This window comes from Pseudocitrobacter sp. 73 (assembly GCF_008369545.1).
Classification (GTDB): Bacteria; Pseudomonadota; Gammaproteobacteria; order Enterobacterales; family Enterobacteriaceae; genus Pseudocitrobacter; species Pseudocitrobacter vendiensis.
On record NZ_VTZO01000009.1, the window covers coordinates 414,716 to 429,639 of the forward strand.

A 14,924-nucleotide genomic window follows, 5' to 3' on the forward strand; every position below is an offset into this window, starting at 1 on the left:
ATAATAATTCTCGTTTACGTTATCATTCATCATTTCATCAGAGATATACCAATGGCGCATCTGAAAACTGCTCAGCCAAACCACTCGCTGCGTAAAATCGCAGTTGTAGTAGCCACAGCGGTTAGCGGCATGTCTGTCTATGCACAGGCGGCGGACCAACCGAAAGAAGAAACCATTACCGTCACTGCGGCACCTGTTTCTCAGGAAAGCGCGTGGGGCCCGGCACCGACAATCGCGGCGAAACGTTCAGCGACCGCAACCAAGACCGACACGCCGATTGAAAAGACGCCGCAGTCTGTTTCGGTGATCACGCGCCAGGAAATGGAAATGCGTCAGCCGACGACCGTAAAGGAAGCGATGGCCTACACGCCGAGCGTTTTCTCTACCCGCGGTAGCTCTTCCACTTATGATGTTGTTTCTATTCGCGGATTTACTGCGCCTACTACCGTAAACACCAACCAGTATCTGGACGGTATGAAACTTCAGGGTAACAACTATTCTGAAGTCTCCATGGACCCCTATTTCCTGGAACGCGTTGAAGTCATGCGCGGGCCAACGTCGGTGCTGTACGGCAACAGCAACCCAGGCGGTATCGTGAGCATGGTCAGCAAACGCCCGACCACCGAACCCCTGCGCGAAATTCAGTTTAAAATGGGTACGGACAACCTGTGGCAGACCGGCTTTGACTTCAGCGACGCGATCGATGATGCGGGCGTGTGGTCCTATCGTCTGACCGGTTTAGGCCGCAGCCAGGACACGAAGCAGGAGATGGCGAAATCAACCCGCTACGCCATCGCACCTTCCTTTAGCTGGCGTCCGGATGATAAAACCGACTTCACTTTCCTGAGCAACTTCCAGAGCGATCCTGATGCTGGTTACTATGGCTGGCTGCCGCGCGAGGGCACCGTTGTGCCTTATGTCGATGCGAATGGTAACTCACATAAGTTGCCGACCGATTTCAACGAAGGCGAGAAAGACAACAAGATGCAGCGTCGCCAGCAGATGGTGGGCTACAACTTCTCTCACGCATTTAACGATACCTTCACCGTGCGCCAGAATCTGCGCTACGACCAGGTGAAAACGCTTTATAAAGCGGTATACGGTTTTGGCTATAACGGCGCGGGTAAAATTAACCGCAACTATGTTCGTTCTGACGAAGCGCTGAATGCCTTTACCGTTGATACGCAACTCCAGTCCAACTTTGCTACCGGCGACGTGGACCACACGCTGCTGACCGGCGTCGATTACTCGCGTATGCGTAACGACGTTGATGCGCTTTACGGCTCTGCCAGCCCGCTGGATATGAGCAACCCGCAGTATGGTAATGCGAATGTGTCCGTCAACTTCCCGTATGCGGTACTCAACCGTATGGAACAGACGGGGCTCTACGCGCAGGATCAAATCGAGTGGGATAAGTGGGTACTGACGCTCGGGGGGCGCTACGACTACGCGAAAACCTCAACCCTTACCCGTTCAGGCAACTCTTTAGCTGAGAAGAACGACCAGCAGTTCACCTGGCGCGGTGGCCTGAACTATCTGTTCGATAACGGTATTTCTCCGTACTTCAGCTACAGCGAATCTTTCGAGCCGACCTCTGGCTCAACGAAAGAGGGCACGCCGTTTGATCCGTCTCGCGGTAAGCAGTACGAAGCGGGCGTGAAGTACGTGCCTAACGACAGACCGATTGTGCTGACTGCGGCGCTGTACGAGCTCACCAAGAATAAAAACCTGACGGCGGATCCGAACGATCCTACCGGTATGTATAGCGTACAGGCGGGTGAAATCCGTTCTCGTGGCGTTGAGCTGGAAGCAAAAGCGGCGCTGAATGCGAACATCAACCTGACGGCTGCCTACAGCTACACCGACGCAGAGTATACTGAAGATACTATCTTCAAAGGTAAGCGTCCGGCGGAAGTTCCGCGTAATCAGGCTTCTCTGTGGACGGACTATACCTTCTACGATACCGTTCTGAGCGGTCTGACCTTCGGTGCGGGTGTGCGTTATACGGGTTCAACCGTCAGCTACTACAAATACGATACCTCGACCGGGAAGAAAAACGAGTCGTTCAATGTCGGCAGCTACACCGTGGCGGATGCGATGGTGAAATACGATCTGGCACGTTTCGGCCTGCCGGGGTCGTCTGTTGCTGTGAACGTCAACAACCTGTTTGACCGTGAATATGTCTCCAGCTGCTATAGCGAATATGCATGCTACTGGGGCGCGGAACGTCAGGTTGTCGCGACAGCGACCTTCCGCTTCTAATCACTCCTATCGGGCGCGGTTTATCCGCGCCCTTTGACAAGTTGACGGCTATGCAGGACATCACAACCCCTCCAGATACCACCTTTGCACTCGATAGCGTCTCGTTTCGGGTTCCAGGTCGCACGCTGCTTCACCCTCTCTCCCTCACGTTCCCGGTGGGAAAAGTCACCGGCCTTATCGGCCACAACGGCTCCGGTAAATCCACGCTGCTGAAAATGCTTGGACGTCATCAGCCGCCGTCGGAAGGTGAGATTCTGCTGGACGGGCAGCCGCTCGACAGCTGGAACAGCAAAGCGTTTGCCCGTAAAGTCGCCTATCTGCCGCAGCAGTTGCCGCAGGCGGAAGGGATGACTGTGCGTGAGCTGGTGGCGATTGGTCGCTATCCGTGGCACGGGGCGTTGGGGCGTTTTGGCGTAGCCGACCGCGAAAAAGTGGAAGAAGCGATCACGCTGGTAGGGTTAAAACCGCTGGCCAATCGCCTGGTGGATAGCCTCTCCGGCGGCGAGCGTCAGCGGGCGTGGATTGCCATGCTGGTGGCGCAGGACAGCCGCTGCCTGCTGCTGGATGAGCCCACTTCCGCGCTGGATATCGCGCATCAGGTTGATGTGCTGGCGCTGGTGCACCGTTTAAGCCAGCAGCGCGGGCTGACGGTGGTGGCGGTACTGCACGACATCAACATGGCTGCGCGTTACTGCGACTATTTAGTGGCGCTGCGCGGCGGCGAGATGATCGCTCAGGGCACACCTGCCGAGCTGATGCGCAGCGAAACGCTGGAACACATTTACGGTATTCCGATGGGAATACTGCCACACCCGGCAGGCGCTGCGCCGGTAAGTTTTGTTTATTGATGGATGCCTCCTCTTTGATTAGCCGTCGGCGTTTACTAACAGCAATGGCGCTCTCGCCGCTGCTCTGGCAAATGCGCAACGCGCAGGCGGCGACTGTCGATCCTCACCGTATTGTGGCGCTGGAGTGGCTCCCGGTTGAGCTGCTGCTGGCGTTGGGCGTCACGCCTTACGGTATTGCCGATATCCCAAACTATACGCTGTGGGTGAATGAACCCGCGTTGCCGGATTCGGTGATTGACGTTGGCCTGCGTACCGAACCCAACCTCGAACTGCTGACTCAGATGAAACCGTCGTTTCTGGTCTGGTCGGCGGGCTATGGCCCTTCGGCCGAGACACTGGCGAAAATTGCGCCAGGGCGCGGTTTTGCCTTTAGCGATGGTAAGCAACCGCTGACGCAGGCGCGTCATTCGCTTATTGAAATGGCACAACTGATTGGCCGCGAGCCGCAGGCGCAACAGCACCTGCGGGAATATGATGCCTTTGTAGAAAGCCTGAAGCCGCGTTTTGCGATGCGTGGCGATCGCCCATTATTGATGGTCACGCTGTTGGATGCGCGGCATATGCTGGTCTTCGGGCCGAACTGCCTGTTTCAGGAGATGCTCGACACGCTTGGCGTTAAAAACGCCTGGCAGGGCGAAACCAACTTCTGGGGCAGCGTGGCGGTGGGTATTGATCGCCTGGCCGCCTACAAAGATGCGGATGTGCTCTGCTTCGACCACGGCAACGACCCGGAGATGCGTAAGCTGATGGCAACGCCGCTGTGGCAGGCGATGCCGTTTGTACGGGCCAACCGTTTTCAGCGTGTGCCGGCGGTCTGGTTCTACGGCGCGACGCTCTCGGCAATGCATTTTGGCCGCGTGCTGGATAACGCGCTGGGAGGCAAAGCATGAGAACCAAAATCTCCCCGTTTGCCGCCCTGTTGCTGCTGGCGTTGTTTATTGTCGCACTGACGTTGACCTGGTTTAACTTTAACATTGCGCTGCCGCGAGGGCAGTGGATGCAGGCGCTTCGTCAACCAAACATCGATTCTATCGACCAGATGCTATTCCACTATAGCCTGACGCCGCGACTGGCGATTTCGCTGCTGGTTGGCGCGGGGCTTGGGCTGGTTGGCGTTCTGTTCCAGCAGGTGTTGCGTAACCCACTGGCGGAACCGACTACGCTTGGCGTGGCGACCGGCGCGCAGCTTGGTATGACCGTCACCACATTGTGGGCTATCCCGGGCGCGTTGACCTCACAGTTTGCCGCGCTGGCCGGGGCGTGTATTGTCGGTGCGCTGGTATTTGGTGTGGCGTGGGGCAAGCGACTCTCGCCGGTGACGCTGATTCTGGCGGGGCTGGTGGTCAGCCTTTACTGCGGCGCGATTAATCAACTGATGGTGATATTCCATCATGACCAGTTACAAAGCATGTTCCTGTGGAGTACCGGCACCCTGACACAAACCGACTGGAGCATCGTCGAACGTCTGTGGCCGCAACTGCTGGGCGGGGTGATGCTCACGTTGCTGCTGCTGCGCCCACTGACGCTGATGGGCCTGGATGATGGCGTGGCCCGCAACCTGGGGCTGGCGTTATCTCTGGCGCGTCTGGCAGCGTTAACGCTGGCGATTGTGATCAGCGCCTTCCTCGTTAACGCGGTAGGCATTATCGGCTTTATCGGCCTGTTTGCGCCGCTGCTGGCGAAAATGCTCGGCGCGCGCCGTCTTCTGGCGCGTCTGATGCTGGCGCCGCTGATTGGCGCGCTGATCCTCTGGCTCTCCGACCAAATCATTATTTGGCTCACCCGCGTGTGGATGGAAGTCTCGACCGGGTCAGTCACCGCGCTGATTGGCGCGCCATTGCTGCTGTGGCTGCTCCCACGTTTACGCAGCATGACCGCACCGGCCATGAACGCCAGCGATAGCGTTGCGCAGGAGCGTTACAACGTGCCTGCATGGGCCATCGCTGGTCTGGTGATTCTGCTGGTAGCGATGTTCGCCGCACTGGCGTTTGGCCGTGATGCCGACGGCTGGCGCTGGGCGAGCGGAACGCTACTGGATGAACTGCTGCAATGGCGCTGGCCTCGCGTTCTCTCCGCGCTGATCGCCGGGATGATGCTGGCGGTGGCGGGCTGTATTATCCAGCGTCTGACGGGGAATCCGATGGCCAGCCCGGAAGTGCTGGGGATCAGTTCCGGCGCGGCGTTCGGCGTGGTGTTGATGCTGTTTGTCGTGCCGGGGAATGCCTTTGGCTGGCTGTTGCCTGCGGGCAGTATTGGCGCGGCAGTGACGCTACTGATTATTTTGATCGCCGCCGGACGCGGTGGCTTTTCGCCACACCGCATGCTGCTGGCAGGGATGGCGCTCAGCACGGCGTTTACCATGTTGCTGATGATGTTGCAGGCGAGTGGTGATCCGCGTATGGCGCAAATCCTGACGTGGATTTCGGGCTCAACCTACAATGCGACCAGCACGCAGGTGCTGCAATCGGCGGTGGTGATGGCGGCGCTGTTCCTGCTGGTACCGTTGAGTCGCCGTTGGTTAACGATTCTGCCGCTGGGCGGGGATACCGCACGATCTGTCGGGATCGCCCTAACGCCTGCGCGTATTGCGCTTTTGCTGCTGGCGGCCAGTCTGACGGCGGCGGCCACGCTCACCATCGGCCCGCTGAGCTTTGTTGGCCTGATGGCACCGCATATCGCGCGCATGATGGGCTTCCGCCGTACAATGCCGCATATCGTGATGTCTACGCTGGTAGGGGGCTTGCTGCTGGTGTTTGCCGACTGGTGTGGGCGCATGATCATGTTCCCGTATCAGATCCCGGCAGGGTTGCTGTCGACCTTTATCGGCGCGCCGTACTTTATTTATTTACTGAGAAAGCAGAGTCGTTAGAAAAGACCCTCACCCCGGCCCTCTCCCTGAGGGAGAGGGGGAAAACAAGCGCCGGTCGGTTCTCTCTTCCTGTGTGTGGGGGGAGAAAACAAGCGCCCGGTCGGTTCTCTCTCCCTGTGTAAGAGGGAGAAAACAATTGCACGGTCGGTTCCCTCTCCCTGTGGGAGAGGGTTAGGGTGAGGGGGCTACAGCTGCGCAAACACCTTACGCGCGGCATCAATGGTTTTATTAATATCTTCCGGCGTATGCGCCACGGACATAAAGCCCGCTTCAAACGCCGATGGCGCCAGATAAATCCCTTCGTCCAGCATCAGGTGGAAGAAACGCTTGAAGCGCTCCACGTCGCATTTCAGGACGTCCTGATAGCAGGTCACCGTTTCTGCATCGGTGAAGAAAATCCCGAACATCCCGCCAACGTGGTTAACCACCAGAGGAATTCCTGTCTCTGCAGCCACTTCCAGCAAACCTTCTGCCAGTTGGGTCGTAAGCTCGTCTAAGGTTTCGTGCACGCCTGGCTGCGCCACCTGCGTCAGGCACGCGTAGCCTGCGGCCATTGCAATCGGGTTACCGGAAAGCGTACCCGCCTGATAAACCGGGCCAGTTGGCGCCAGCGCGTCCATCACATCACGGCGTCCGCCAAAAGCGCCGACTGGCATGCCGCCGCCGATGATTTTGCCAAGGCAGGTGAGATCCGGCACGACGTCATAGTAAGACTGCGCGCCCGCCAGTGCGACGCGGAAACCGGTCATGACTTCATCGATGATCAGCAGCGCGCCAAATTCATCGCACAGGGCGCGCAGGCCCGGCAGGAATTCCGGCAGCGGCGGTACACAGTTCATGTTGCCCGCGACCGGTTCCACGATGATGCAGGCGATCTCCTGCGGGAACTGCTCGAACGCCTCGCGCACGGAGGCGAGATCGTTATAGGTGCAGGTCAGCGTGTGTTTGGCGAAATCTGCCGGAACGCCTGGGGAGTTTGGCTGGCCGAGGGTCAGCGCGCCGGAACCGGCTTTTACCAACAGGTGATCGGCGTGACCGTGGTAGCAACCTTCGAATTTGATGATTTTATCGCGGCCCGTGAAGCCACGCGCCAGGCGAATGGCGCTCATGGTCGCTTCCGTTCCTGAGTTCACCATGCGAACCATGTCCATGGTCGGCACCAGTTCAGTCACCAGTTCCGCCATTTTCACTTCCATTTCGGTTGGCGCACCGAAGCTCAGACCACGTTCGGCGGCTTCAATCACCGCGTTACGGATGGTCGGGTTATTGTGGCCCAGCACCATCGGACCCCAGGAGCCGACGTAATCGACGTAGGCTTTGCCATCCGCATCATACAGGTAAGCCCCGTCCGCACGTTCGATAAACAGCGGTGTGCCACCCACGCCGGTGAAGGCGCGTACCGGTGAGTTGACGCCGCCGGGAATAAGTTTTCGTGCGGCGTTGTAGAGGTTTTCCGATTTGCTCATGAAACGGCTCCTGATTCGGGGGAGGAAAATGATTAACGGGCTATTCTAATTATTCCAGGAAGGTTATGAAAGTTTTGCCGAAATGAAACACTCGGTCATTCAGGGGATTTTTTACGCGACGAGGGGCGAGAGGCCCGTTAGAATGCCTCCTTCGGATTTGTATTACCAATTTATGATAAGCAGATGAAAGCAGATTCTTCCTCTTTTGAGTCACAGCAAATTGCACGCTTACGTCGTGGCGATACGATACGCCGGTTATTGAACCGCGATAAAACGCCGCTAAAAGTTCTGTTGATGGCCGCGCTGGTCGGCACCGTCGCCGGTTTCGTTGGCGTGGCGTTCGAAAAAGCGGTGAACTGGGTGTCTAACCTCCGTATGGCGTCGATCGCGCAGGTGGCGGATCACTGGTTTATCGTCTGGCCGCTGGCCTTTATTCTTTCCGGGCTGCTGGCGATGGTGGGATACTTCTTAGTACGGCGCTTTGCGCCGGAAGCGGGGGGCTCGGGTATTCCTGAAATTGAGGGCGCGCTGGAAGAGTTGCGTCCGGTGCGCTGGTGGCGCGTGCTGCCAGTGAAATTTATCGGCGGGATGGGGACACTCGGGGCCGGGATGGTACTCGGGCGAGAAGGGCCGACGGTGCAAATCGGCGGTAATATCGGGCGCATGATTGGCGATATCTTCCGTATGCGCAGCGCCGAAGCGCGTCACACCCTGCTGGCAACCGGCGCGGCGGCGGGGTTGTCGGCGGCGTTCAATGCACCGCTGGCGGGGATCCTGTTCATCATTGAAGAGATGCGCTCGCAGTTTCGCTATAACCTGGTTTCCATAAAAGCTGTCTTTACCGGCGTCATTATGTCGAGCATCGTGTTTCGCATCTTTAACGGCGAGACGCCGGTAATTGAAGTGGGCAAACTGACCAACGCACCGGTGAACACGCTGTGGCTTTATCTGGTGCTGGGGATGATTTTTGGTATCGTCGGCCCCATCTTCAATACGCTGGTGTTGAGAACGCAGGATATGTTCCAGCGCATTCACGGTGGCGAAATCAAAAAGTGGGTCTTAATCGGCGGCCTGATTGGCGGGCTGTGCGGCGTGCTTGGGTTGATTGAACCGGCGGCGGCGGGTGGCGGTTTTAACCTGATTCCGATTGCGGCTGCAGGCAACTACAGCGTAGGTTTGCTGCTGTTTATCTTTATCGCACGCGTACTGACCACGCTGCTTTGCTTCTCCTCTGGCGCGCCGGGCGGGATTTTCGCCCCAATGCTGGCGCTGGGCACACTGCTGGGCACCGCGTTCGGCATGGCGGCAATGAACGTTTTTCCGGGCTACCATCTTGAGGCGGGTACGTTTGCTATCGCAGGCATGGGCGCATTAATGGCCGCGTCGGTGCGTGCGCCGCTTACCGGGATTGTGCTGGTGCTGGAGATGACCGACAATTATCAGCTCATTTTGCCAATGATTATTACCTGCTTAGGTGCCACGCTATTGGCGCAGTTCCTGGGCGGCAAGCCGCTCTACGCCACGATCCTGGCGCGAACGCTGGCGAAACAGGAAGCAGAACAGGCGGCAAAAGCCCAGCAAGCGGCCGGGCAGAATACTTGAATGAATTACCAGGGTATTAGATAATGACCAAAAGAATCGGGTTATTATTTGCCCAGATTACAGTATTAATGGGAGCAAAAAATGAGTGATGAAGTTGTGCTGCCGCTGGAGTTTACCGACGCCGCAGCCTCTAAAGTAAAAGACCTGATTGCAGATGAAGACAATCCGAATATGAAACTGCGCGTGTATATCACCGGCGGTGGTTGCAGCGGTTTCCAGTACGGCTTCACTTTTGACGATCAGATCAACGAAGGCGATATGACCATTGAGAAACAGGGCGTAGGCCTGGTCGTTGACCCGATGAGCCTGCAGTATCTGGTTGGCGGTTCTGTTGATTACACCGAAGGTCTGGAAGGTTCCCGTTTTATCGTGACCAACCCGAACGCGACCAGCACCTGCGGCTGCGGTTCTTCGTTCAGTATCTGATGATTACCGGATGGCGTGCGCGCTATCCGGTTAAATCAGGCTATTTCCCCGGTTCGTCCAGCGCAAAGGTCGGCAGTTTCAGATGCCAGTGGATCGCTGCCAGGCGAATGACCAACGTCACCACCATGCCAATCATACTGGCGCTCTCCAGCGGAACCTTGAAAGTATAAAACGCCGTGGCGTGGACGATGCCGCCGATGATACAGGCCGTGGCATAAATTTCCGTTCGCAGGATCATCGGTACTTCGCGCGCCAGCACGTCGCGGATAATCCCGCCGCCGACACCGGTGATAACGCCCATACAAACGGCGACCAGTGGCCCGGTTTCAGCAAGAAACGCTTTATTCACGCCAATGCCGACAAACACCGCGAGGCCGACGGCATCCAGCACCGGTAATACCCACTTTGGCAGGCGGCGCGGTTGACGCACCAGCACGATAGTGAGCATACAGGTGACCATCGCCACCACCAGGTCAGTGGGATCTTTTACCCAAAAAACCGGGCCGTGATCAAGGGCCATATCGCGGATTGTTCCGCCGCCGACAGCGGTGACCACGCCCAGCACCAGCACACCAAACGGGTCCATACGCAGTTTTCCGGCGAGCAGAACGCCGGAAACGGCAAATACCATTGTGCCAAGAATATCCAGCCAGTAGACGAGCATATCCTGAGTTAACCTATCAATTAACCTGCGCCAGGGCAGTACAGAGTTGTTTCGCGGCGAGGATAATACGTGGGCTTGCACGTTCAAACCAGTCGCTATTGAGAGGAATCACCGGGATTGTGAGCTGACTGCCCCAATACTGCTCGATTTTCGGAATTTGACTCGCGCCGCCGGCAACCACAATCGCCTGTGGCTGGCGTGTAAGCACCTGTTCGCGGCTCACCTGTGGCCAGGGAACGCGGCTGTCGGCGAAGATGTTTTCACCCCCGCAAATCTCCAGCACCTGGTTCTGAATGGCGGCTTTGTTGCTGGTAAAGATAGGATTAAAACCGAACTGGAGAAATACCCGTTTTTTGGGCTGATTTGCATAGCGGGCTTTGAGTTCGGTGTAGTCGCGCAGCAGTTGGCTGGCGGCCTGTTCCGCTTTTTCCGGGTGTGGGCTCCATCGGGCGATTTCGCGCAGCGTAGCGGCAATGCTTTCCACCGTATGGTTGTCTATCCATACGACTTTAATGCCCAACGAACTCAACTGGTTAACCTGACGTTCGGCGTTGCCTTCTCGCCAGGCAAGCACCACATCGGGCTTAAGTGCCACGATGCGTTCGAGGTTAATCCCCTGCCATGAGGCGACTTGCTCAATACTTTTTGCCGCTTCCGGGTAGTCGGAATAGTTGCTGACGCCAATCGGGGTGATCCCGGCCGCAAAGGCCAGTTCCGTATTGGCTGGAGAGAGAGTAATGACCCGCGGCGCGGCACCAAGCCACGCCGGGGCAACCAGTGCGAGGGCGAGAAGCCCTTTAAGCAGCGACTTAACCACGCGCCAGCTTCTGCACCAGGGTTTCCACCATCAGGGTGGACTGTTTTGCCGCTACCGCCAGGAACTCGTCAAAGCTCAGGTGAGACTGCTGGTCAGCGACGTCGGAGATCGCGCGGACCACCACGAACGGGACGTTAAAGTTGTGGCAGACGTGCGCGATGGCGGTCGCTTCCATTTCAACGGCCACTGCCTGCGGGAAGTTGTGACGGATTTTCGCCAGGCCTACGGAGCCGTTGATGAAGGCGTCGCCGCTGACGATCAGCCCACGTACCGCATTCAGATTTAATGCTTTAATGCACTCTTCTGCCGCAGAGATCAGCTTTTCGTCGGCTTTAAAACCTGCCGGACAACCCGGAAGCTGACCAAACTCGTAGCCGAACGCGGTCACATCCGCATCGTGATAGCGCGCTTCATCGGAAACCACGATATCACCCACCCTCAGCGTCGGCGCCAGGCCACCCGCAGAACCGGTATTGATAATCACGTCCGGCTGGCAACGTTCCAGCAGCAGGGTTGCACCCATCGCGGCAGCGACTTTACCGATACCGGATTTCAGTAACGCGACATCCACCCCGTTAAGCTGGCCGGTATAAATTTCACTTCCGCCGATGGAGAGAGTTTCACGGTTTTCGATTTTGTCACGCAGCAGCGTAACTTCTTCTTCCATTGCGCCAATGATGCCGATTTTCATAGATTTACTCGCGATATGCCCTAATTGGATGCATAGTCTACCATGGGGTTCAGGGGAAGCGCATTTCTCGCGATGGAGAGGCTATGGCTAAGATTGATTTTCGCAACAAGATTAACTGGGGCCGGCGTTATCGCTCGCCAGAAGGCGTCAGCTCTGAGCATGAAATTCTGCAAATATTCGAAAGCGATCGCGGGCGCATTATTAACTCACCGGCGATTCGTCGTTTACAGCAGAAAACCCAGGTTTTCCCGCTGGAGCGCAATGCTGCCGTGCGCACGCGTCTTACCCATTCGCTGGAAGTACAGCAGGTAGGGCGTTACATCGCGAAAGAAGTGCTCAGCCGTCTGAAAGAGAAAAAGCTGTTAGCCACTTATGGGCTGAATGAGCTGACCGGGCCATTCGAAAGCATCGTTGAGATGGCCTGCCTGATGCACGACATTGGTAATCCACCGTTTGGTCATTTTGGCGAAGCGGCCATCAATGACTGGTTCCGCCAACGGCTGGTTCCGGCGGATGCCACCCAGCAACCGCTGAGCCACGATCGCTGTGTGGTTGCTACACTGCGTTTGCAAGAAGGCGATGAGACGCAGAATGAATTGCGTCGGAAGGTGCGTCAGGATCTCTGTCATTTTGAAGGCAATGCGCAGGGCATTCGCATGGTACATACCTTAATGCGCATGAATCTTACGTGGGCGCAGGTCGGCTGTATTCTGAAATATACTCGCCCCGCCTGGTGGGCCAGCGACGTGCCGGCAAGCCACAGCTATTTAATGAAAAAACCTGGCTATTATTTAGCCGAAGAACACTATATTACGCGCTTACGTAAAGAACTGGATTTAGCGCCTTACAATCGCTTCCCCCTAACCTGGATTATGGAGGCGGCGGACGATATCTCCTATTGTGTGGCGGATCTTGAGGATGCGGTAGAAAAACGTATCTTTAGCGTCGAGCAGCTTTATCAACATTTACATGATGCCTGGCCCGAACATGGGAAAGGTTCTCTGTTCGCGCAGGTGGTCGAAAATGCCTGGGATAAATCGCGTTCCAATTCATTAAGTCGCAGTACGGTCGATCAGTTCTTTATGTATTTACGCGTCAATACGCTAAATAAACTGGTGCCCTTCGCCGCCCAGCGCTTTATTGATAATCTGCCGGATATCTATCGTGGCGACTTTAATCATGCCCTGCTGGAAGATGAAAGCGATTATAACCAGTTATTGGATCTCTATAAAAAAGTCGCGATAAAACATGTGTTTAGTCATTCTGATGTCGAGATGCTTGAACTTCAGGGTTATCGGGTGATTAGTGGGTTGTTGGAAATCTATTCTCCCCTGTTGAAATTATCGCAAAGTGACTTCACGTTGTTGGTTGAGAAAGAACGCATCGTATCGCTGCCGATAGAATCGCGCCTTTTCCAGAAACTCTCGCGTAACCATCGACTGGCGTATATTGAGGCGGTAAATAAAGTATCGCGTGACTCAGCAGAATTCCCGGTGATGGAATACTATTATCGCTGTCGCCTGATTCAGGACTATATCAGCGGAATGACCGATCTTTACGCGTGGGATGAATATCGTCGTCTGATGGCGGTGGAATAACCACGAGTTTTGTAAAGACAGACAATAAATTTTTACTTTTTCCAGCGCCTTAAGCGCGGAACTTCGCGTCAGAATACGACTCTGATAGTCACGTACACAGCAACTTTGCATAATCTGAAATTGAGATTGAAACACATGAAAAAAACCACGTTAGCAATGAGTGCACTGGCTCTTAGTTTAAGTTTGGCATTGTCTCCGTTGTCCGCTAGCGCGGCTGAGACGGCGTCATCCGCCACGACCGCACAGCAAATGCCAAGCCTGGCGCCAATGCTGGAAAAAGTGATGCCGTCCGTAGTCAGTATCAACGTTGAAGGCAGCACGACCGTGAACACCCCGCGCATGGGGCGTAACTTCCAGCAGTTCTTCGGCGACAACTCGCCTTTCTGCCAGGACGGTTCTCCCTTCCAGAACTCACCGTTCTGTCAGGGCGGCGGACCTGATGGCGGCCAGGGCGGCGGTCAGCAACAAAAATTCCAGGCGCTGGGTTCTGGCGTCGTGATTGACGCGGCGAAAGGCTATGTCGTCACGAATAACCACGTGGTGGATAACGCGACAACCATTAAAGTGCAGTTGAGTGACGGCCGTAAGTTTGATGCCAAAATCGTCGGCAAAGATCCGCGATCCGATATCGCGCTGATCCAGATTCAGGATCCGAAAAATCTGACGGCGATTAAACTGGCTGATTCTGACGCGCTGCGCGTGGGTGACTATACCGTTGCCATCGGTAACCCGTTTGGTCTGGGCGAAACCGTGACCTCCGGTATCGTTTCTGCGCTGGGACGTAGCGGCCTGAACGTTGAAAACTATGAAAACTTTATCCAGACCGATGCGGCGATTAACCGGGGCAACTCCGGTGGTGCGCTGGTGAACCTGAACGGTGAACTGATCGGTATCAACACCGCGATTCTGGCACCGGACGGCGGCAACATCGGTATCGGCTTTGCTATCCCGAGTAACATGGTGAAAAACCTGACCTCACAGATGGTGGAATTCGGTCAGGTGAAACGCGGTGAGCTGGGGATCATGGGGACCGAGCTGAACTCCGAACTGGCGAAAGCGATGAAAGTTGACGCTCAGCGCGGGGCCTTTGTCAGCCAGGTGATGCCGAACTCTTCCGCAGCAAAAGCGGGGATTAAAGCGGGTGATGTGATCACCTCCCTGAACGGTAAACAAATCAGCAGCTTCGCGGCGCTGCGTGCACAGGTTGGCACCATGCCGATCGGCAGCAAAATCAGCCTCGGCCTGCTGCGTGACGGCAAACCGGTGACCGTGAGCCTGGAACTGCAGCAAAGCAGCCAGAATCAGGTTGATTCCAGCTCCATCTTCAGCGGCATTGAAGGGGCGGAAATGAGCAATAAAGGCCAGGATAAAGGCGTGGTGGTGAATACGGTGAAAGCCGGTTCCCCTGCTGCACAGATTGGCCTGAAAAAAGGTGATGTGATTGTGGGCGCAAACCAGCAGGCGGTGAAAAACATCGCTGAGCTGCGCAAAATTCTCGACAGCAAACCGTCTGTACTGGCGCTGAACATTCAGCGTGGCGATAGCTCTATCTACCTGTTGATGCAGTAATCCCCTCAGCCAACCCTTTCCCTGTCCTGGGGAAAGGGTTTTCTCCTTGTTCTGTGAAGCCTTCCACAACTCCATATTTCTCACCCTGGCTTTGTGCATTTGCACAGTGCGA

The 14,924-nt window shown here is 56.1% G+C and carries 12 protein-coding genes; 8 read left to right on the top strand and 4 right to left on the bottom strand.

What is annotated here, in order from left to right:
* The first annotated feature begins 51 nt into the window (after positions 1-51).
* The 4 genes from fhuA to fhuB are packed head-to-tail and all read left to right on the top strand — an operon-like array spanning position 52 to position 5,979.
* Entirely contained in the window at positions 52-2,262 is a 2,211-nt protein-coding gene (fhuA, locus tag F0Q32_RS11445) for a ferrichrome porin FhuA (RefSeq protein WP_149463160.1), read from the top strand.
* Complete coding sequence (fhuC, locus tag F0Q32_RS11450; protein WP_370516876.1) at positions 2,208-3,110, top strand: Fe3+-hydroxamate ABC transporter ATP-binding protein FhuC; 903 nt, start codon at positions 2,208-2,210, stop codon at positions 3,108-3,110. Before fhuA ends, fhuC begins: the two co-directional genes overlap by 55 nt.
* Complete coding sequence (gene fhuD / locus F0Q32_RS11455; RefSeq protein ID WP_149463162.1) at positions 3,110-4,000, top strand: Fe(3+)-hydroxamate ABC transporter substrate-binding protein FhuD; 891 nt, start codon at positions 3,110-3,112, stop codon at positions 3,998-4,000. The genes fhuC and fhuD overlap by 1 nt, the downstream gene beginning before the upstream one ends.
* On the top strand, positions 3,997-5,979 hold the full coding sequence (gene fhuB / locus F0Q32_RS11460) for a Fe(3+)-hydroxamate ABC transporter permease FhuB (RefSeq protein ID WP_149463163.1): 1,983 nt from the start codon (positions 3,997-3,999) through the stop codon (positions 5,977-5,979). The genes fhuD and fhuB overlap by 4 nt, the downstream gene beginning before the upstream one ends.
* 185 nt (positions 5,980-6,164) lie before the next feature.
* On the opposite strand, the gene hemL is transcribed toward fhuB, so the two are convergent.
* On the bottom strand, positions 6,165-7,445 hold the full coding sequence (gene hemL, locus F0Q32_RS11465) for a glutamate-1-semialdehyde 2,1-aminomutase (RefSeq protein ID WP_149463164.1): 1,281 nt from the start codon (positions 7,443-7,445) through the stop codon (positions 6,165-6,167).
* Between the two features lie 183 nt (positions 7,446-7,628).
* Here hemL and clcA point away from each other — a divergent pair, with 183 nt between their 5' ends.
* Positions 7,629-9,047 (top strand): H(+)/Cl(-) exchange transporter ClcA, encoded by a 1,419-nt coding sequence (gene clcA / locus F0Q32_RS11470; RefSeq protein ID WP_149463165.1) that lies wholly within the window; start codon positions 7,629-7,631, stop codon positions 9,045-9,047.
* Positions 9,048-9,128: 81 nt separating this feature from the next.
* The gene (erpA, locus tag F0Q32_RS11475; protein WP_015965859.1) at positions 9,129-9,473 is read left to right on the top strand and encodes an iron-sulfur cluster insertion protein ErpA; all 345 of its coding nucleotides are present in this window, start codon (positions 9,129-9,131) and stop codon (positions 9,471-9,473) included.
* Positions 9,474-9,513: 40 nt separating this feature from the next.
* Here the strand turns inward: erpA and F0Q32_RS11480 are convergent, their stop codons facing one another.
* Genes F0Q32_RS11480 through mtnN form a run of 3 tightly spaced genes read right to left on the bottom strand, consistent with a single transcriptional unit; the run spans position 9,514 to position 11,645 of the window.
* Entirely contained in the window at positions 9,514-10,137 is a 624-nt protein-coding gene (locus tag F0Q32_RS11480) for a TRIC cation channel family protein (protein WP_149463166.1), read from the bottom strand.
* 16 nt (positions 10,138-10,153) lie between these two features.
* A complete protein-coding gene (btuF, locus tag F0Q32_RS11485) occupies positions 10,154-10,954 on the bottom strand; it encodes a vitamin B12 ABC transporter substrate-binding protein BtuF (RefSeq protein ID WP_149463167.1) in 801 nt (266 codons plus the stop codon).
* On the bottom strand, positions 10,947-11,645 hold the full coding sequence (mtnN, locus tag F0Q32_RS11490) for a 5'-methylthioadenosine/S-adenosylhomocysteine nucleosidase (RefSeq protein ID WP_149463168.1): 699 nt from the start codon (positions 11,643-11,645) through the stop codon (positions 10,947-10,949). The genes btuF and mtnN overlap by 8 nt, the downstream gene beginning before the upstream one ends.
* Before the next feature lie 83 nt (positions 11,646-11,728).
* Here mtnN and dgt point away from each other — a divergent pair, with 83 nt between their 5' ends.
* Entirely contained in the window at positions 11,729-13,243 is a 1,515-nt protein-coding gene (gene dgt, locus F0Q32_RS11495) for a dGTPase (protein WP_149463169.1), read from the top strand.
* A gap of 135 nt (positions 13,244-13,378) precedes the next feature.
* Positions 13,379-14,812 carry a serine endoprotease DegP gene (degP, locus tag F0Q32_RS11500; protein WP_149463170.1) on the top strand — a complete coding sequence of 478 codons (1,434 nt, stop codon included), beginning with the start codon at positions 13,379-13,381 and terminating at the stop codon, positions 14,810-14,812.
* Positions 14,813-14,924: the final 112 nt, after the last annotated feature.

What these genes read in the sequence shown, in the direction of transcription:
- fhuA (WP_149463160.1), top strand. Translation starts at nt 52, where the DNA reads ATGGCGCATCTGAAAACTGCTCAGCCAAACCACTCGCTGCGTAAAATC.
- fhuC (WP_370516876.1), top strand. Translation starts at nt 2,208, where the DNA reads ATGCTACTGGGGCGCGGAACGTCAGGTTGTCGCGACAGCGACCTTCCG.
- fhuD (WP_149463162.1), top strand. Translation starts at nt 3,110, where the DNA reads ATGGATGCCTCCTCTTTGATTAGCCGTCGGCGTTTACTAACAGCAATG.
- fhuB (WP_149463163.1), top strand. Translation starts at nt 3,997, where the DNA reads ATGAGAACCAAAATCTCCCCGTTTGCCGCCCTGTTGCTGCTGGCGTTG.
- hemL (WP_149463164.1), bottom strand. Translation starts at nt 7,445, where the DNA reads ATGAGCAAATCGGAAAACCTCTACAACGCCGCACGAAAACTTATTCCC.
- clcA (WP_149463165.1), top strand. Translation starts at nt 7,629, where the DNA reads ATGAAAGCAGATTCTTCCTCTTTTGAGTCACAGCAAATTGCACGCTTA.
- erpA (WP_015965859.1), top strand. Translation starts at nt 9,129, where the DNA reads ATGAGTGATGAAGTTGTGCTGCCGCTGGAGTTTACCGACGCCGCAGCC.
- F0Q32_RS11480 (WP_149463166.1), bottom strand. Translation starts at nt 10,137, where the DNA reads ATGCTCGTCTACTGGCTGGATATTCTTGGCACAATGGTATTTGCCGTT.
- mtnN (WP_149463168.1), bottom strand. Translation starts at nt 11,645, where the DNA reads ATGAAAATCGGCATCATTGGCGCAATGGAAGAAGAAGTTACGCTGCTG.
- dgt (WP_149463169.1), top strand. Translation starts at nt 11,729, where the DNA reads ATGGCTAAGATTGATTTTCGCAACAAGATTAACTGGGGCCGGCGTTAT.
- degP (WP_149463170.1), top strand. Translation starts at nt 13,379, where the DNA reads ATGAAAAAAACCACGTTAGCAATGAGTGCACTGGCTCTTAGTTTAAGT.